Origin of the sequence: Streptomyces viridochromogenes DSM 40736 (assembly GCF_000158955.1) — a bacterium.
Lineage (GTDB): Bacteria > Actinomycetota > Actinomycetes > Streptomycetales > Streptomycetaceae > Streptomyces > Streptomyces venetus.
In genome coordinates, this window is record NZ_GG657757.1 from 4,413,880 (window position 1) to 4,431,615 (window position 17,736).

17 protein-coding genes and 1 pseudogene are annotated in these 17,736 nt (G+C 68.2%); 9 read left to right on the plus strand and 9 right to left on the minus strand.

Going from position 1 to position 17,736, the window contains the following annotated elements:
* Positions 1 to 153 precede the first annotated feature (153 nt).
* From sigM to trxA, 4 genes and pseudogenes are all read left to right on the plus strand, one after another.
* Entirely contained in the window at positions 154 to 882 is a 729-nt protein-coding gene (sigM, locus tag SSQG_RS19380) for an RNA polymerase sigma factor SigM (RefSeq protein ID WP_003991501.1), read from the plus strand.
* Positions 879 to 1,801 (plus strand): annotated as a pseudogene (locus SSQG_RS19385) (anti-sigma factor family protein). Before sigM ends, SSQG_RS19385 begins: the two are co-directional and overlap by 4 nt.
* A 170-nt stretch (positions 1,802 to 1,971) precedes the next feature.
* Positions 1,972 to 2,940, plus strand: a complete 969-nt coding sequence (gene trxB, locus SSQG_RS19390) for a thioredoxin-disulfide reductase (RefSeq protein WP_003991503.1) — start codon at positions 1,972 to 1,974, stop codon at positions 2,938 to 2,940.
* Between the two features lie 45 nt (positions 2,941 to 2,985).
* A complete protein-coding gene (trxA, locus tag SSQG_RS19395; RefSeq protein ID WP_003991504.1) occupies positions 2,986 to 3,318 on the plus strand; it encodes a thioredoxin in 333 nt (110 codons plus the stop codon).
* A 94-nt stretch (positions 3,319 to 3,412) separates the two neighbouring features.
* On the opposite strand, the gene SSQG_RS19400 is transcribed toward trxA, so the two are convergent.
* From SSQG_RS19400 to rpmH, 9 genes are all read right to left on the minus strand, one after another.
* The gene (locus SSQG_RS19400; RefSeq protein WP_003991505.1) at positions 3,413 to 4,030 is read right to left on the minus strand and encodes a GNAT family N-acetyltransferase; all 618 of its coding nucleotides are present in this window, start codon (positions 4,028 to 4,030) and stop codon (positions 3,413 to 3,415) included.
* 320 nt (positions 4,031 to 4,350) lie between these two features.
* On the minus strand, positions 4,351 to 5,448 hold the full coding sequence (locus SSQG_RS19405) for a ParB/RepB/Spo0J family partition protein (RefSeq protein ID WP_003991506.1): 1,098 nt from the start codon (positions 5,446 to 5,448) through the stop codon (positions 4,351 to 4,353).
* Positions 5,445 to 6,521 (minus strand): ParA family protein, encoded by a 1,077-nt coding sequence (locus SSQG_RS19410; protein ID WP_003991507.1) that lies wholly within the window; start codon positions 6,519 to 6,521, stop codon positions 5,445 to 5,447. Before SSQG_RS19410 ends, SSQG_RS19405 begins: the two co-directional genes overlap by 4 nt.
* 265 nt (positions 6,522 to 6,786) lie before the next feature.
* Positions 6,787 to 7,503, minus strand: coding sequence for a 16S rRNA (guanine(527)-N(7))-methyltransferase RsmG (gene rsmG, locus SSQG_RS19415; RefSeq protein ID WP_003991508.1), 717 nt, complete (start codon positions 7,501 to 7,503; stop codon positions 6,787 to 6,789).
* Between the two features lie 126 nt (positions 7,504 to 7,629).
* Complete coding sequence (locus tag SSQG_RS19420; RefSeq protein WP_003991509.1) at positions 7,630 to 8,142, minus strand: protein jag; 513 nt, start codon at positions 8,140 to 8,142, stop codon at positions 7,630 to 7,632.
* 15 nt (positions 8,143 to 8,157) lie between these two features.
* Positions 8,158 to 9,444, minus strand: coding sequence for a membrane protein insertase YidC (gene yidC, locus SSQG_RS19425; protein WP_003991510.1), 1,287 nt, complete (start codon positions 9,442 to 9,444; stop codon positions 8,158 to 8,160).
* A 3-nt stretch (positions 9,445 to 9,447) separates the two neighbouring features.
* Complete coding sequence (gene yidD, locus SSQG_RS39310) at positions 9,448 to 9,822, minus strand: membrane protein insertion efficiency factor YidD (RefSeq protein WP_003991511.1); 375 nt, start codon at positions 9,820 to 9,822, stop codon at positions 9,448 to 9,450.
* Positions 9,819 to 10,190, minus strand: a complete 372-nt coding sequence (gene rnpA, locus SSQG_RS39315) for a ribonuclease P protein component (protein WP_003991512.1) — start codon at positions 10,188 to 10,190, stop codon at positions 9,819 to 9,821. Before rnpA ends, yidD begins: the two co-directional genes overlap by 4 nt.
* Positions 10,191 to 10,211: 21 nt before the next feature.
* Entirely contained in the window at positions 10,212 to 10,349 is a 138-nt protein-coding gene (gene rpmH, locus SSQG_RS19435; protein ID WP_005482975.1) for a 50S ribosomal protein L34, read from the minus strand.
* A gap of 392 nt (positions 10,350 to 10,741) precedes the next feature.
* Here rpmH and dnaA point away from each other — a divergent pair, with 392 nt between their 5' ends.
* The 5 genes from dnaA (at position 10,742) to SSQG_RS19460 (ending at position 17,501) form a co-directional block, all read left to right on the plus strand.
* The gene (gene dnaA, locus SSQG_RS19440; RefSeq protein WP_078506877.1) at positions 10,742 to 12,763 is read left to right on the plus strand and encodes a chromosomal replication initiator protein DnaA; all 2,022 of its coding nucleotides are present in this window, start codon (positions 10,742 to 10,744) and stop codon (positions 12,761 to 12,763) included.
* 860 nt (positions 12,764 to 13,623) lie between these two features.
* Complete coding sequence (dnaN, locus tag SSQG_RS19445) at positions 13,624 to 14,754, plus strand: DNA polymerase III subunit beta (protein ID WP_003991515.1); 1,131 nt, start codon at positions 13,624 to 13,626, stop codon at positions 14,752 to 14,754.
* Between the two features lie 176 nt (positions 14,755 to 14,930).
* Positions 14,931 to 15,806 (plus strand): phosphogluconate dehydrogenase (NAD(+)-dependent, decarboxylating), encoded by an 876-nt coding sequence (gene gnd, locus SSQG_RS19450; protein WP_003991516.1) that lies wholly within the window; start codon positions 14,931 to 14,933, stop codon positions 15,804 to 15,806.
* 37 nt (positions 15,807 to 15,843) lie between these two features.
* Positions 15,844 to 16,965 (plus strand): DNA replication/repair protein RecF, encoded by a 1,122-nt coding sequence (recF, locus tag SSQG_RS19455; protein WP_003991517.1) that lies wholly within the window; start codon positions 15,844 to 15,846, stop codon positions 16,963 to 16,965.
* Positions 16,962 to 17,501, plus strand: coding sequence for a DUF721 domain-containing protein (locus SSQG_RS19460; RefSeq protein WP_003991518.1), 540 nt, complete (start codon positions 16,962 to 16,964; stop codon positions 17,499 to 17,501). The genes recF and SSQG_RS19460 overlap by 4 nt, the downstream gene beginning before the upstream one ends.
* Positions 17,502 to 17,736 lie beyond the last annotated feature (235 nt).

The following is a 17,736-nucleotide window of genomic DNA, read 5'->3' on the forward strand; positions in this document are numbered from 1 at the left end:
ACCAGCAGAGAGCTCATGATCGTGAACAGGCCAACTGGAGGTGCTGTGTCTGTCACAGCGTTCCGGGACCCGCCTCGGGTTCGCTGAGGCGCGTTTACATCCCACCGGCCCGCAGGATTCAATGGACCACTCAGAGCGGAACGGGGAGGGGACGTGCAGGTAGAGCACCAGAACAGCTCACCGGCGACCGATGCCCAACTGATCCGCCTTCATGTAGGAGGCGATCCCGACGCCTTCGGTGAGCTCGTGCGGCGGCATCGCGACCGGCTCTGGGCCGTCGCCCTGCGCACGCTGGGAGACCGCGAGGAGGCCGCTGACGCGGTGCAGGACGCCCTTGTCTCCGCCTACCGGGCCGCCCACACCTTCCGGGGCCAGTCGGCCGTCACGACGTGGCTGCACAGGATCACGGTGAACGCATGCCTGGACCGCGCCCGCAAGGCGGCCTCCCGCAAGACCTCGCCCGTCGACGACACCGAGCGTCTTGAGCAACTGCTGGAGCCGCACGAGTCGGCTTCCGCGCCCGCCGAGCGCAATGATCTCCACCGGCAGCTCATCGAGGCCCTGGGAACCCTGCCCACCGACCAGCGCGCGGCGCTCGTCCTGGTGGACATGCAGGGTTACCCGGTCGCGGAGGCGGCACGCATCCTCGACGTACCGACCGGCACGGTCAAGAGCCGCTGTGCGCGGGGCAGAGCCAGACTCCTGCCGCTGCTCACCCATCTCCGACCGGACGGCAACGCTGACGGCAAGAAGCCGGGCGGAGAACGGAACCGGACGCAAGAGCCAGCCGTCCCACCCGCAGCGGGACCGCGCCAGGCGGGACCACCGGACACAGGACCGAGCGACTCAGCTGCAGTGAAGGGCGGAGGTGGACGAGCGTGACGTCGACGACAGACATGGGCCGGGCACCCGGACGTCGCGGAGATCTCCGACCTCACCGAGGGCCTCCTCCCACCGTCCCGAAGCAGCGACGTACGCCGGGCACCTGGACGAGTGCGAGCTCTGCGCGGACGTCTACACCTCCTTGGAGGAGATCCGCGGCCTGCTCGGCACGCTGCCCGGCCCGCCGCGTTTGCCGGCCGATGTCGCAGGCCGCATCGATGCCGCTCTCGCCGCAGAAGCCCTGCTGAATGCCAGGGAGCCGGAGCCCGAAGGGAGCCCGGCACCGGTCAATGCTTCCTCCTCCCCGTCCGAGGACGACAGCGATCTGCGTGTTTCACGTGAAACATCGGTGACCGTCGACCGGCCCGCCGGGCGCCCCCGCTCGTCCACCACCGGCCCCGGCCGCAAGGGACGCGCACGGAGCGGGCGCCGAAGGATCGCCGTGCTGGGAACCGTCTTCACCGTCGCCGCCCTGGGGCTGGGCTCTGTCCTGCTGTCGTCACTCGACGACGGCAATCCGCCACGTGACAGGGCGGGCGAGCAGCAGACCACCGCCGCAGACACCTTCTCCGAAGGAAAGCTGCAGAAGCAGGTCACCGACCTCCTGGCCGAGAACAAGAGCGAGGGAGGCGGCTCCCGCACCCCGCTCGGCGCGGAGACCGCCGGGACCAACCACCCCAGGGTTTTCAGCGAGCCCAGTGTGCCGGGCTGTGTCCGCGACGGCATCGGCCGCAAGGAAGCGGCCCTCGCTGTCGAGAACGGCAGGTACGAGGGGAAGAAGGCGATGCTCGTGCTGCTTCCCGACGCTTCCGACGCCACGCGGGTCACCGCCTATATCGTCGACGCGACCTGTGTGGATCACTCGGCGTCCGCCGCCACCGGAAAGATCCTTCTGCAGCGCTCCTACCCGTCCTCCTGAGGGAGGGCTTCTCGCCCCCCCTCCATGTGGTTACCCGCACGGTGTCCACATCTCCGTGTGCCCGGACACAGCGGGAATGCGAGCCCCTTAGGATCCGTTGGGTGGGGTGAGAGTTCCGAGAGAAGCTCCCACCGGTCGAACGACGCAGTCCAGAGACGAGGAATCAAGCCGTGAGCGACGTCCGTAACGTGATCATCATCGGCTCCGGGCCCGCCGGCTACACGGCGGCGCTCTACACCGCGCGCGCGTCGCTGAAGCCACTGGTCTTCGAGGGCGCCGTCACCGCCGGTGGTGCGCTCATGAACACCACCGACGTGGAGAACTTCCCGGGCTTCCAGGACGGCATCATGGGCCCGGAGCTCATGGACAACATGCGCGCCCAGTCGGAGCGCTTTGGTGCCGAGCTCGTCCCGGACGACATCGTGGCCGTCGACCTGTCCGGTGAGATCAAGACCGTCACGGACACGGCCGGTACCGTCCACCGGGCCAAGGCCGTCATCGTGGCCACGGGCTCGCAGCACCGCAAGCTGGGCCTGCCGAACGAGGACGCCCTCTCCGGTCGTGGGGTGTCCTGGTGCGCCACCTGTGACGGGTTCTTCTTCAAGGACCAGGACATCGCCGTGATCGGTGGAGGCGACACCGCCATGGAGGAGGCCACCTTCCTCTCGCGGTTCGCCAAGTCCGTGACGGTCGTCCACCGCCGCGACACCCTGCGGGCCTCCAAGGCCATGCAGGAGCGCGCCTTCGCCGACCCGAAGATCTCGTTCGTGTGGGACAGCGAGGTTGCCGAGATCCAGGGCGACCCGAAGCTCTCGGGTCTGAAGCTGCGCAACCTCAAGACCGGCGAACTCTCGGACCTGCCGGTGACCGGTCTCTTCATCGCCATCGGACACGACCCTCGCACCGAGCTCTTCAAGGGCCAGCTCGACCTGGACGAAGAGGGCTACCTGAAGGTGGACGCGCCGTCGACGCGTACGAACCTGACCGGGGTCTTCGGTGCCGGCGATGTGGTCGACCACACCTACCGTCAGGCGATCACCGCGGCCGGGACCGGTTGCTCCGCCGCTCTCGACGCCGAGCGCTTCCTCGCCGCCCTCTCGGACGAGGAGCAGCCGGAGCCCGAGAAGACCGCTGTCTGACCCCTCCCTACCCGCCCCACGCACCAACCAGTTAAGGAGCCCGCCGTGGCCGGCACCCTGAAGAATGTGACCGACGACTCCTTCGAGCAGGACGTCCTCAAGAGCGACAAGCCCGTCCTGGTGGACTTCTGGGCCGCCTGGTGCGGTCCGTGCCGTCAGATCGCGCCGTCCCTCGAGGCGATCGCCGCCGAGTACGGCGACAAGATCGAGGTCGTCAAGCTGAACATCGACGAGAACCCGGGTACGGCCGCCAAGTACGGCGTCATGTCCATCCCGACGCTGAACGTCTACCAGGGTGGCGAGGTCGCCAAGACCATCGTCGGCGCGAAGCCGAAGGCCGCGATCGTTCGCGACCTCGAGGACTTCATCGCGGAGTGACACGGCGGAACCGCCGCAGCGACGGTGGATGTTTCACGTGAAACACGAATGGGCCAGCCCGGAAGGGTTGGCCCATTCGCTTGTCTGCCTGCCTCTACAGCGGGCGCAGCGCCGGTTCTTTCTGCACGGCTCCCAGCAGCCGGTCCAGCGCCATCTCGACGTCTTCCTTCCAGGAGAGCGTCGACCTCAGTTCCAGCCTGAGCCTGGGATAGGTGGGGTGCTGCCGGACCGTCTTGAAGCCCACAGCCAGAAGGTGGTCGGCGGGCAGCACACAGTCCGGTTCCTTCCAGCCCGCGTCCCCGAACGCCTCGATGGCCTTGAAGCCCCGCCTCAGCAGATCCTTGGCGACCGCCTGGACCATCACCCGGCCAAGCCCCTGCCCCTGGTAGCCCGGAATGATGAACGAGGTCATCAACTGAACCGCGTCGGGCGAAACGGGACTCGTGGGAAACGCCATGGACCGGGGGACGTAGGCGGGAGGGGCGTAGAGCACGAAGCCCACCGGCACGTCATCGACGTAGACGACCCGACCGCAGGATCCCCAGTCCAGCAGCACAGCTGAGATCCAGGCTTCCTTCTCCAGGGCGGGGGTGCCCGCCTTTACCGCGGCCTCACCGCTGACCGGGTCGAGCTCCCAGAAGACACACGTGCGACAGCGCTTGGGAAGGTCCTGAAGGTTGTCCAACGTGAGCGGTACGAGCCGGCGCCCCATGAAGGCTGTTCCTCGCTTCCTTCTCCCGCCGCGTCGCGAGCGGCTGTCAGAGCGCTCCGTTCCTTGAGGAGACTGCCGATGAACCCACCGACCGCTCCCAGCCCCAGACCGGCGCTCACCAGTCCGGTCCGGCTCATCGTTCGCATGGCCCCTGCCTCCCTCTCAGAGGAGCTACCGGGTGGGTCCGCCGTACTCGAACGCATCGTATCCACGATGTGATTCCATCGATACCGCCAGAAAGGAAAGAGCGGGCCATGTTCCGGCACACACCGGACACGGCCCGCTCTGCCAGAGGCACAGCGGCTGCTCCTGGCGAAGCCTCAGGACTCGTCCTCCTCGGTGTCGCCCTCCAGGAGACTCGTCTGAAGGACGGGCCCTTCACCGGGAGCGAGTGAGCCGAGGATCCGCTCAAGGTCCTCCATGGAGGCGAACTCGACGGTGATCTTGCCCTTCTTCTGCCCCAGGTCGACCTTCACTCGCGTCTCGAAGCGGTCCGACAGCCGCGTGGCGAGTTCGGACAGGGCAGGAGAGACCCGGGCGCCGGCACGTGGGCCCTTGGGCCGCTGGGCCTTCTGGGGCCGCGACCCCATCAGCGTCACGATCTCCTCGACGGCCCGCACCGAGAGCCCCTCGGCCACGATGCGGTGCGCCAGCCTGTCCTGCTCCTCCGAGTCCTCGACGGACAGCAGTGCCCTCGCGTGGCCGGCGGAGAGCACCCCGGCGGCGACCCGGCGCTGCACGGCCGGTGAGAGCTTCAGCAGACGCAGGGTGTTGGAGACCTGCGGACGGGATCGGCCGATGCGGTCCGCCAGCTGATCGTGCGTGCAGTTGAAGTCCCTCAGCAACTGGTCGTAGGCGGCCGCCTCTTCCAGCGGGTTCAGCTGAGCGCGGTGCAGGTTCTCCAGCAGGGCGTCCAGGAGGAGCTTCTCGTCGTCCGTGGCCCGCACGATGGCCGGGATCGCCTCCAGCCCCGCCTCACGGCAGGCCCGCCAGCGGCGCTCGCCCATGATGAGCTCATAGCGGGCCGGTCCCACCTGCCGTACGACGACCGGCTGGAGGAGCCCCACTTCCTTGATGGAGGTGATGAGCTCGGACAGCGCGTCCTCGTCGAAGACCTCACGCGGCTGCCGCGGGTTCGGCGTGATGGCGTCGAGGGGGATCTCGGCGAAGTGCGCACCGATCGGCGCCGCAGGCGCGGCAGAGGCAGCGGGCTGAGCCGGCTCTTCTGTTTCACGTGAAACAGTCGGCAGAGTCGCCACCTTCGCCGCCGCCACCCCACGGTCGTTCGGCAGCGCGGGGACTGCCGTGGGTGATGTCGAAGCGGCCCCCGCCGCAGCCTGAGCCACCGACTTCTCCGTCGGCGCAGCAGGGATCAGTGCGCCGAGACCACGGCCCAGCCCCCTCCGTCGCTCGCTCACTGAATGCCCTCCACCATGCTCGGGTCGTTCTGCTGTGCGCCGATGTGAGCGTGTGTCGCGTCGTAGCTGACGCCAACGCCCTTCAGCGCAATCTCTCGTGCCGCCTCAAGATAGGAGAGGGCACCACTCGATCCAGGATCGTAGGTCAATACCGTCTGCCCGTAACTCGGCGCCTCGGAGATACGGACGGAACGGGGGATGCTCGTCCGCAGGACCTCGTCACCGAAGTGGGTGCGCACCTCGTCCGCGACCTGGGACGCGAGACGCGTCCGGCCGTCGTACATGGTGAGCAGGATGGTCGACACATGCAGGGCGGGGTTGAGGTGCCCCCGCACCAGGTCGACATTGCGCAACAGCTGGCCCAGGCCCTCCAGCGCGTAGTACTCGCACTGGATCGGGATGAGGACCTCCTGGCCCGCCACCAACGCATTGACCGTCAGGAGGCCGAGCGAGGGCGGACAGTCGATGAGGATGTAGTCCAGCGGCTGCTCGTACGCCTGGATGGCGCGCTGCAGCCGGCTCTCCCGCGCCACCAGGGACACCAGCTCGATCTCCGCACCGGCGAGATCGATCGTGGCGGGGGCGCAGAAGAGGCCTTCGACGTCAGGGACCGGCTGGACGACCTCGGAGAGCGGCTTACTCTCCACCAACACGTCGTAGATGGACGGAACTTCCGCGTGATGGTCGATACCCAGCGCGGTGGACGCATTGCCCTGTGGATCGAGGTCGACCACCAGAACCCGGGCGCCGTGCACAGCCAGCGACGCGGCAAGGTTGACGGTCGTCGTCGTCTTGCCCACACCGCCCTTCTGGTTGGCGACCACCATGATTCGGGTCTGCTCGGGCCGCGGCAGGCCCTCGCCGGCGCGGCCCAGAGCCTCCACCGCCAGTTGGGCAGCACGACCGATGGGAGTGTCGTCCATCGGAGGCGGTGTTTCACGTGAAACATCCGCCCCCATCGACTCGGTACGGGGACCGGGGACCGGATCGGTCATCGGTCCCGCGATGTTGGCGTCGGACCGCAAGGATTCACTCTCCTCGACTTCAGGCTCGCAATGAACAGAGCCTCCCATGTCTTCGGGGTCATGAACCAGTGAGGCCGGGCGTTCTGTGGAGAAATCCACCTCTGTGGACAACTCAGATCCCTCATCGAGTGACCCGAGAGGCTTACGGTCGCGGGGTTCGGCCGCAGCGCGGCCACGACTGATGATGCCGTGCAGAAGTGAGCGACGTTTCACGTGAAACACGATGCACAGCAGCCGTGGCCGGATCGGCGCGACACTCCGGCATGCATAGGTTTGGCAGCTTGTGTGGAGTACGTCTCGTCCACAGGACGGATCAGCGTCGCCGGCGTGCACGCCCCGTACGAGCCGCCTTGGCGCGCTTCGCGGCGAAGCGCACACCGCCGGGGCTCTCCCCGACCTCGACCCGTACGACCGTGGACATCGGGTCCACCACGCCCTCCCCGACATGCAGGATGGACGTCTCGACCGCACCCAGCTTGCTCAGGGCCGCCGACGCGCTCTTCAGCTCTTCCTCGGCGGTGTCGCCCTTGAGCGCGAGCATCTCCCCGTAGGGCCGCAGCAGTGGGATGCCCCACGTGGCGAGACGGTCGAGGGGTGCGACAGCTCGGGCCGTCACGACGTGGACGGGCTGGATCTTCCCCATGACCTCCTCGGCCCGGCCGCGCACCACGGTCACATGATCGAGACCGAGCAGTTCCACGACCTCGGTGAGGAAGTTGGTACGCCGCAGCAACGGCTCCAGCAGCGTGATCTTCAAGTCCTCCCGGACCAGAGCCAGCGGAATGCCGGGAAGACCGGCACCGGAGCCCACATCGCACACCGTCACGCCCTCGGGCACGACCTCCGAGAGCACCGCGCAGTTCAGCAGATGTCGCTCCCACAGGCGGGGTACTTCACGCGGGCCGATGAGGCCGCGCTGTACGCCTGCCTCAGCGAGCAGCTCGGCGTACCGCACCGCATCCGCGAAGCGATCACCGAACACCTCGCGCGCCTGCTCGGGCGCGGGGGGAAGCTCCGCTGCCTCCGTCACGGGGGACCGTCCTTCCGTACCGCGTCAGCGCACCCAGCGCCGACACCAGAACCACCAGAACTATCAAGGCTGACAAAGTTCGGCCCCGCCTGCGCAACAGACGGGGCCGGGAAACGTAGGGGCCGATCAGGCGGGCAGTACGACGACGAAGCGCTGCGGCTCCTCGCCCTCGGACTCGCTGCGCAGCCCCGCGGCCTTGACCGCGTCGTGCACGACCTTGCGCTCGAACGGTGTCATGGGCTTCAGCTTCACTGCCTCACCGCTGCTCTTGGCCTCGGCCGCGGCCTTGGCACCCAGCTCGGACAGCTCGGAGCGCTTCCGGGCACGGTACCCCGCGATGTCGAGCATCAGACGGCTGCGGTCACCGGTCTCCCGGTGCACGGCCAGCCGGGTGAGCTCCTGGAGCGCCTCCAGCACCTCGCCGTCACGGCCGACCAGCTTCTGCAGGTCCCGGCCGTCCGTGTCGCTGATGATCGAGACGGAGGCGCGGTCGGCCTCGACGTCCATGTCGATGTCGCCGTCGAGGTCGGCGATGTCGAGCAGACCCTCCAGGTAGTCCGCCGCGATCTCGCCTTCCTGTTCCAGGCGAGTCAGGGTGTCTGCACCCTCGGCAGCGGCGGAGGTGGTGCCTTCCGTCACGGGATGGACTCCTTCTTACTTCTTGGACGGGGACTTGGGCCGCTGCGGACCCTTGCGCTGTCCGGACTGGGCCTTGCTGCGGTTACCGCCGGCGGGCTTCGCTCCGCCCTTCTGGGCAGCGGCGGCGGGCTTGGCGTCCTCGGGCTCGTCGGACTTGCTCAGCGACGTCTTCGATTCGTGCTCACCGGCCGCCTTCGCCCCACCGGCGCCACCGTGCTGGCGCTGCGACTTGCTCTGCCGCTTGGGCTGCTGACGCTTCGGCGTGGCGGCCGTGACCGGCGCGCCGTCCTCGGCCTGGGCGACGGCTGCGGTCTCGCTCTTGATCACCGTGCCGTCGGCCTGGGCGGCGAGGCCGGCCTTGCTGAGGCCGTTGATGAACTTGCGCTCGAACTCGTTGCGGTCGCGTCCCTTGGCGACGATCGCCTTGACGATGACCCGGTCGCGGCGCTTGCTGACCTTGCCGTGCTGCGTGACGTGATGGACCAGACGCTCCAGGTACGCGGCCTGCGCCTTGGAACCCGGGGTCGGGTTGTTGCGGATCACGTACATCTGCTGGCCCATGGTCCACACGTTGGTGGTCAGCCAGTAGACGAGAACACCGACGGGGAAGTTGATGCCGAAGACGGCGAACATGACCGGGAAGACGTACATCAGCATCTTCTGCTGCTGCATGAACGGCGTCTTCACCGTGGTGTCGACGTTCTTCGTCATCAGCTGGCGCTGGGTGAAGAACTGCGAGGCCGACATCAGGACGATCATGATGGCGGTGACCACGCGGACGTCGGTGAGGGAGGCACCGAGCGCCTCCACCTTCGAGGAGCTGTCCGTGAACTTCGCGGCCAGCGGAGCCCCGACGATGTGCGCCTTCTGCGCGCTCTGCAGCAGGCTCTGGTTGATCACGCCGATGGTGTCGCCCGTCGCGATGCCGTTGAGCACGTGATACAGGGCGAAGAAGAACGGCGACTGCGCCAGGATGGGAAGGCACGAGGAGAGCGGGTTGGTGCCCGTCTCCTTGTACAGCTTCATCATCTCTTCGGACTGACGCTGCTTGTCGTTCTTGTAGCGCTCTTGGATCTTCTTCATCTCGGGCTGCAGCGTCTGCATGGCCCGAGTCGACTTGATCTGCTTCACGAAGAGCGGGATGAGGCAGATACGGATGAGGATCACCAGGGACACGATCGACAGGCCCCAGGCCCAGCCGGTGTCGGGGCCGAAGATGGCGCCGTACACCGAGTGGAACTGGACGATGACCCAGGAGACGGGTGTGGTGATAAAGCTGAAGAGGCTGGCAATCGTGTCCACTAATCATGCTCCTTGGGCATGGGACGGTGTCTCTGCGGCCGGGCTCGAAGGACTGGACTGACTTGTGGGAGAAGCCTGTCCCTCGATGGCCGGTTCGGCGGCGGAGGGCCCGCCCTTGCGTGCACGCCACGCGTTACGCAGCATTTCGTGCCACCGCGGGCGCTTACGCGGCGGGACATGGTCCACACCACCCAGCGACCACGGATTGCACCGCAGGATGCGCCAGGCCGTGAGTGCCGTTCCCTTGATGGCACCGTGCCGGTCGATGGCCGTGTAGCCGTAGTGGGAACACGACGGGTAGTACTTGCAGACCGGCCCCAGCAGCGGACTGATCGTCCACTGGTAGAGCTTGATCAGAGCCAGTAGCGGGTACTTCATCGCGCGCCCCCTCCCAGCAACCGCTGGAGAGCGGCATCCAGGTCTCGGGCCAGCTGTGCGTGGTCGGCGTCGCCCGATCCGGGCAGCGCTCGTACGACTACCAGGCTACCGGGGGGCAGCTGGGCGACTCGCTCGCGCATCAGGTGGCGAAGCCGACGCTTGACTTTGTTGCGTACGACCGCGCCGCCCACCGCCTTGCTCACGACGAAACCCGCACGCGTCGGGGGAGCGCTCTCCCCAGGCACATGCGGGTCCGTGGCACCGCTTCGAAGGTGGACGACGAGGAGCGGGCGTCCTGCCCGACGTCCTCGTCGTACCGCGGTCGCGAAGTCCTCGCGCCGCCTCAGCCGATGCTCGGTAGGCAGCACGACGTCATGACCTGATCGGGATCAGGCGGACAGGCTGGCGCGACCCTTGCTACGGCGGTTCGCGAGAATCGCGCGGCCGGCACGGGTGCGCATCCGCAGGCGGAAGCCGTGGGTCTTCGCGCGACGACGGTTGTTCGGCTGGAAGGTGCGCTTGCTCACTCGGGGGCTCCAGAAGAAATCGGTAGTTGCGGGGTGCCGTCCTGGCTGTCACCGTGCGCCCACGAGTAGCTCGCAGTTACGCCCGAGTGCACCGCTGACCGATCACCCAAATGATCTGTGCCCATCGGAGGCAGGCGGCAGCAGCCATCGACAACTCGACCTGGTTACGGTACGCGCGGCTACGCCATCCGGTCAAACCAGGAGTCGCCGGGAGACACTTGTCCACAGGCTGGGGACAACAACTTGAACCGTACCGGCCGCCCTGACTACCGTGACGGAACTCCGATCCGATCCCTTGTCCCTGCCCCAGCGGGTTTGCTCCCGCCACCCGGATGACATCCCGACCCGTCCCAGAACCACACGTTCGTGGGACCTGTGAGAGAGCGTGCCCTGTGGCTGACGTACCTGCCGATCTTGCCGCAGTGTGGCCACGCGTACTGGAGCAACTCCTCGGAGAAGGTCGCGGCCAGGGTGTCGAGACGAAGGACGAGCACTGGATCCGGCGCTGCCAGCCGCTGGCGCTGGTCGCGGACACCGCCCTGCTCGCCGTACCGAACGAATTCGCCAAGGGCGTACTCGAGGGACGCCTGGCGCCGATCGTCAGCGAGACGCTGAGCCGTGAGTGCGGCCGCCCCATCCGGATCGCGATCACCGTCGACGACTCCGCGGGCGAGCCCCCGGCCACCCCGGCGCCCCCGGCCCGGCCGCAGCCGCGCTACGAGGAACCCGAGCTTCCGGCCGCGCGGCAGGAACGCGACGGTTACGAGCGCCAGGAACGCGACGGATACGAGGGGTACGGCCGCCACCGCGCCGACCCATTGCCGGGCACGGCCGGCGACCAGCACCCGCCTACGCGCGGAGATCAACTGCCCACCGCCCGTCCCGCCTACCCGTCCGAGTACCAGCGCCCCGAGCCCGGCTCCTGGCCGCGGCCCACGCAGGACGAGTACGGCTGGCAGCAGCAGCGCCTCGGCTTCCCCGAACGTGACCCGTACGCGTCACCGAACCAGGACACCTACGGCTCTCCTGACGCGTACGGCTCCCCCCAGGACTCATACGGATCCCACGGATCTCACGGATCCCACGGCTCCCAGGACTCGTACGGACCCCGCGGAACGCAGGACTCTTACGGCTCGTCCGGCCAGGACTCCTACGGCTCCCCCTCCCAGGACTACCGCCCGCAGTCCATGGAGCGCCCCTCCTACGAGCCGCCTCGCGCCGAGTACGACCAGCGCGACCCCGTCCGCCGGGAGCTGCCCGAGCCGCCGCCCGGCTCGGGGCACGTGCACCGCGGCGGCCCCGTCGGACCGAACCTGCCCACCACCGGAGCGCCCGGCCCGCTGGCGGCGCAGCCCGCGCCGGCGACCGGCCCGGGTGAGCCCACCGCGCGGCTGAACCCGAAGTACCTCTTCGACACCTTCGTCATCGGCGCCTCCAACCGCTTCGCGCACGCGGCCGCGGTCGCCGTCGCCGAGGCACCGGCGAAGGCGTACAACCCCTTGTTCATCTACGGGGAGTCCGGACTCGGCAAGACGCACCTGCTGCACGCGATCGGGCACTACGCGCGCAGCCTCTACCCGGGCACCCGCGTGCGCTACGTGAGCTCGGAGGAGTTCACCAACGAGTTCATCAACTCCATCCGCGACGGCAAGGGCGACAGCTTCCGCAAGCGGTACCGCGAGATGGACATCCTGCTCGTCGACGACATCCAGTTCCTGGCGGACAAGGAGTCGACGCAGGAGGAGTTCTTCCACACCTTCAACACGCTCCACAACGCCAACAAGCAGATCGTGCTCTCCAGCGACCGGCCGCCCAAGCAGCTGGTCACGCTGGAGGACCGGCTGCGGAACCGTTTCGAGTGGGGTCTGATCACCGACGTCCAGCCGCCGGAGCTGGAGACCCGCATCGCGATCCTCCGCAAGAAGGCGGTGCAGGAGCAGCTGAACGCCCCGCCGGAGGTGCTGGAGTTCATCGCGTCCCGGATCTCGCGCAACATCCGCGAGCTGGAGGGCGCGCTGATCCGCGTCACGGCGTTCGCCTCCCTCAACCGGCAGCCGGTGGACCTGGGCCTGACGGAGATCGTCCTGAAGGACCTGATCCCCGGCGGCGACGACGCGACGCCGGAGATCACCTCGACGGCCATCATGAGCGCGACCGCCGACTACTTCGGTCTCACGGTGGAGGACCTGTGCGGCAGCTCGCGCGGCCGTCAGCTCGTCACGGCCCGGCAGATCGCCATGTACCTGTGCCGTGAGCTCACGGACCTGTCGCTGCCGAAGATCGGCGCGCTGTTCGGCGGCCGGGACCACACGACGGTCATGCACGCGGACCGCAAGATCCGCAATCTGATGGCCGAGCGCCGCTCCATCTACAACCAGGTCACCGAGCTGACCAACCGCATCAAGAACGGCTGACGGCCACCGCAGCGGACGGCTGAGGGCGCCCCCGGAGACCTCCTCCGGGGGCGCCCTTCGTCATGTCGCGGATGCCGACTGTTCGATTAACTGCGGGGTTACGGCCACTCTCCACAGATTCGGTGACTTTTTCCCGTCCACATCCTGGGGACCGGGAAGTTGTCCAGACTGTGTCCACAGGCAGCGTTGTTGAAGGACCATCAGACCAGGTCACCGGGGTGTGGATTCGTGGACGAAGACTCTCCACAGGCTGTGGACGAAGAGCTGATCCACAGGCTGTGCATCGAGTTGTCCACCGGCAACCCACAGGCTGGGGTCGGTTGTCCCCAGCGATCCCCAGCTTCTCCACATGGCTGTCCACTGTTCGGCAACGCGACGCGCCTCCTCACCGGGTCGAGTGAAAGGCGTCACACAAAGGTGCCGGGTTGGGCTGTGGGAAAGCTGGGTAAAGCTGGGGACGGCGCTGGGGAGAACTCGCCTCCCCCTGTGCACGGGGTGTGCAGAACTTTCTGTTCTCCACAGAGACCCCAGGTTGTCCACCGCCGTCACCCACAGGCCCGGTGGACAAAATTTCCGCTCTGAGCTGGGCAAACGTGGTTATCCACGGTATCCACAGGCCCTACTACTACTCCCAACTAGAGAGAGCTGGGAATTCGTTTCGAAGCGGGTCCTGTGCACAACTCGCTCTCCGGTGCCCGACCGCCCCTCGTCACGACTTGACCCCGAGAGGCACCTACTGTCAGTGCGGTGCGTCAGACTGGTCCCCGGTGTCCTCCCCCTCACAGGGGCCGTCGACACCGAGACAGACGACGAGGGCCAGGCAGAGCGAGAAGCGCCGGCAACAGCAGGAGGCGGCAACAGTGAAGATCCGGGTGGAACGCGACGTACTCGCGGAGGCAGTGGCCTGGGCGGCTCGCAGCCTCCCGGCCCGTCCGCCGGCGCCTGTCCTCGCCGGCCTGCTGCTGAAGGCCGAGGACGGTCAGCTGAGCCTGTCCAGCTTCGACTACGAGGTCTCCGCACGGGTGTCCGTGGAGGCCGAGGTCGACGAGGAGGGCACGGTCCTGGTCTCCGGCCGGCTGCTCGCCGACATCTGCCGCGCCCTCCCCAACCGTCCGGTGGAGATCTCCACAGACGGTGTACGGGCGACCGTGGTCTGCGGCTCCTCCCGCTTCACCCTCCACACACTGCCTGTGGAGGAGTACCCGGCCCTGCCGCAGATGCCGAACGCCACGGGCACGGTCCCCGGTGAGGTCTTCGCCTCCGCGGCCGCCCAGGTGGCCATCGCGGCCGGCCGTGACGACACGCTGCCGGTCCTCACGGGCGTGCGCATCGAGATCGAGGGCGACACCGTCACGCTGGCGTCCACCGACCGCTACCGCTTCGCGGTCCGCGAGTTCCTGTGGAAGCCGGAGAACCCGGAGGCCTCCGCGGTCGCCCTGGTGCCCGCCAAGACGCTCCTGGACACCGCCAAGGCCCTGACGAGCGGCGACCAGGTGACCCTGGCGCTGTCCGGCTCCGGCTCGGGCGAGGGCCTGATCGGCTTCGAGGGCGCCGGCCGCCGTACGACGACCCGCCTGCTGGAGGGTGACCTCCCGAAGTACCGCACGCTGTTCCCGACGGAGTTCAACAGCGTCGCCGTCATCGAGACCGCCCCCTTCGTGGAGGCCGTCAAGCGCGTGGCCCTGGTCGCCGAGCGCAACACCCCGGTGCGGCTCAGCTTCGAGCAGGGCGTGCTCATCCTGGAGGCCGGCTCCAGCGACGACGCACAGGCTGTGGAGAGGGTTGACGCGCAGCTCGACGGCGACGACATCTCGATCGCCTTCAACCCGACGTTCCTGCTGGACGGCCTGAGCGCCATCGACTCCCCGGTGGCCCAGCTGTCCTTCACGACGTCCACGAAGCCGGCGCTGCTCAGCGGCAAGCCGGCGCTGGACGCCGAGGCGGACGAGGCCTACAAGTACCTGATCATGCCGGTGCGCCTCAGCGGCTGAGCCTTTCGAGGGCCGCCGTCGGTTGTCCACAGGCTGGGGGCGAACCCGCAGGTGAGGGCCTACGACTGAGCGCGTATGCCCACAGATGTGCGCGAGCGTCCGGGTTTAGGCTCGGACGCGGCACGAAAGTGCCGCAACGCCACGTCGGACACCTGTACACCTAAGGAACACAACTGATGGAGCTCGGTCTCGTCGGCCTCGGCAAGATGGGCGGCAACATGCGCGAGCGGATACGCCGCGCGGGCCACACCGTCCTGGGATACGACCGCAACCCGGACCTCGCCGACGTCCACAGCCTGGAAGAGCTTGTGGGCAAGCTCAGCGGCCCGCGCGTGGTCTGGGTGATGGTCCCGGCAGGCGAGGCCACGCAGTCCACCATCGACGAGCTCGCCGAGCTGCTGGAGCCGGGCGACGTCGTCGTGGACGGCGGCAACTCCCGCTGGACGGACGACGAAAAGCACGCCGCGGAGCTGGCGGCCAAGGGCATCGGTTTCGTCGACTGCGGTGTCTCCGGCGGCGTCTGGGGCCTGGAGAACGGCTATGCGCTGATGTACGGCGGCGACAGGGAGAACGTCGCCAAGGTGCAGCCGGTCTTCGACGCCCTCAAGCCGGAGGGTGACTTCGGCGCGGTGCACGCCGGCAAGGTCGGCGCGGGCCACTTCGCGAAGATGGTCCACAACGGCATCGAGTACGCGATGATGCAGGCCTACGCCGAGGGCTGGGAGCTCCTGGAGAAGGTCGACTCGGTGACCGACGTCCGGGAGGTCTTCCGCTCCTGGCAGGAGGGCACGGTCATCCGCTCCTGGCTGCTGGACCTCGCGGTCAACGCGCTCGACGAGGACGAGCACCTGGACAAGCTCCGGGGTTTTGCACAGGACTCCGGTGAGGGACGCTGGACTGTGGAAGCCGCGATCGACCACGCGGTGCCGCTGCCGGCGATCACCGCGTCGCTGTTCGCGCGGTTCGCCTCCCGGCAGGAGGACTCGCCCCAGATGAAGATGATCGCGGCGCTGCGGAACCAGTTCGGCGGCCACGCGGTCGAGACGAAGTAAGCAACACCCGAGGACCTGGGAGGTCGGCGAAACGACCATGCACGTCACGCATCTGTCGCTGGCCGACTTCCGCTCCTATCCCCGGGTCGAGGTCCCGCTGGACCCGGGGGTGACGGCCTTCGTCGGGCCGAACGGGCAGGGGAAGACCAACCTGGTCGAGGCCGTCGGCTATCTCGCCACCCTGGGCAGTCACCGGGTCTCCTCCGACGCCCCCCTGGTCCGCATGGGCGCCGAGCGCGCGATCATCCGGGCGCAGGTCCGGCAGGGCGACCGGCAGCAGCTGGTCGAGCTGGAGCTGAACCCGGGGCGCGCCAACCGGGCCCGTATCAACAGGTCCTCGCAGGTCAGACCGCGTGATGTGCTGGGGATCGTACGGACCGTGCTGTTCGCTCCGGAGGATCTCGCCCTGGTGAAGGGGGACCCGGGTGAGCGGCGGCGCTTCCTGGACGAGCTGATCACCGCCCGTTCGCCGCGTATGGCCGGGGTCCGTTCCGACTACGACCGGGTCCTCAAGCAGCGCAACACCCTGTTGAAGTCGGCCGCGCTGGCCCGTCGGCACGGTGGCCGCTCCATGGACATGTCCACCCTCGACGTGTGGGACCAGCACCTCGCGCGCGCGGGTGCCGAACTGCTCGCCCAGCGGCTTGATCTGATCGCCACGATCCAGCCGCTGGCCGACAAGGCCTATGAGCAACTGGCTCCCGGGGGCGGCCCGGTCGCCCTGGAGTACAAGCCGTCCGCGCCGGGTGAGGCGCACACGCGCGAGGACCTCTACGAGCAGTTGACGGCCGCGCTCGCCGAGTCCCGCAAGCAGGAGATCGAGCGGGGCGTCACGCTGGTCGGCCCGCACCGGGACGACCTCCAGCTCAAGCTCGGCCAGTTGCCCGCGAAGGGGTATGCCTCGCACGGTGAGTCCTGGTCCTACGCCCTGGCGCTGCGCCTGGCCTCGTACGACCTGTTGCGCGCCGAGGGCAACGAGCCGGTGCTGGTACTCGACGACGTCTTCGCCGAGTTGGACACCCGCCGCCGTGAGCGCCTCGCCGAGTTGGTCGCGCCCGGTGAGCAGGTCCTGGTGACGGCCGCCGTCGACGACGACGTGCCGCATGTGCTGTCGGGGGCGCGTTACGCGGTGTCCGAGGGGGCGGTGGAGCGCGTATGAGCGCAGAGGAGCCGAAGAACACCCCCGAGAACACCCCCGAGCCCTCCGGCGTCGACCTCGCGCGCGTGGCGCTCCGCGCCGCCAAGGAGGCCGCACGCGCGCGTGGGGACGCGGCGCAGCAGAAGAAGCAGGCACGCCGTGGCGGGCTGCGCTCCGGTGCGCGGGCCGACGGCCGCGATCCCATGGCGCTCGGCTCCGCGATCAACCGGCTGATCACCGAGCGCGGCTGGGAGGCGCCGGCGGCGGTGGGCGGTGTGATGGGCCGCTGGCCGCAGATCGTCGGTGAGAAGCTCGCCGATCACTGCACTCCTCAGAGGTACGACGAGGACGAGCGGGTCCTGATCGTGCAGTGCGAGTCTCCGGTCTGGGCGACCGAGGTGCGCCGTCTGGCTCCCAGCCTGGTCGCGCGCCTCAACGAGGACCTGGGGCACGGCACCGTGCGGCAGATCAAGGTCCTGGGCCCTGGTGGCCCGGCCCGCCGCTGGGGGCCGCTGCGGGCCCCGGGAAGCAGTGGTCCCGGCGACTCCTACAGGTGACTTACGTCACGTCTCTCCGGCCCGTGGCGACTGGCTGGAGCCTCCCGTCATGCCACCGCACGCGGTTGCGAATCGCGACCTGACTCCGAAGTAGCCAAGGGTTGACGGCCGGAAGCGCTGAGTGGCTCCGTGAGCCTCTTGGAGCCCCCATCCGCATATCGGGAGTCGGGGAAGACCGGTTGAGGGCGGCACATGCGGACTCAGGTACCGGCAAACCCCCATCAGTGTCGGTGCT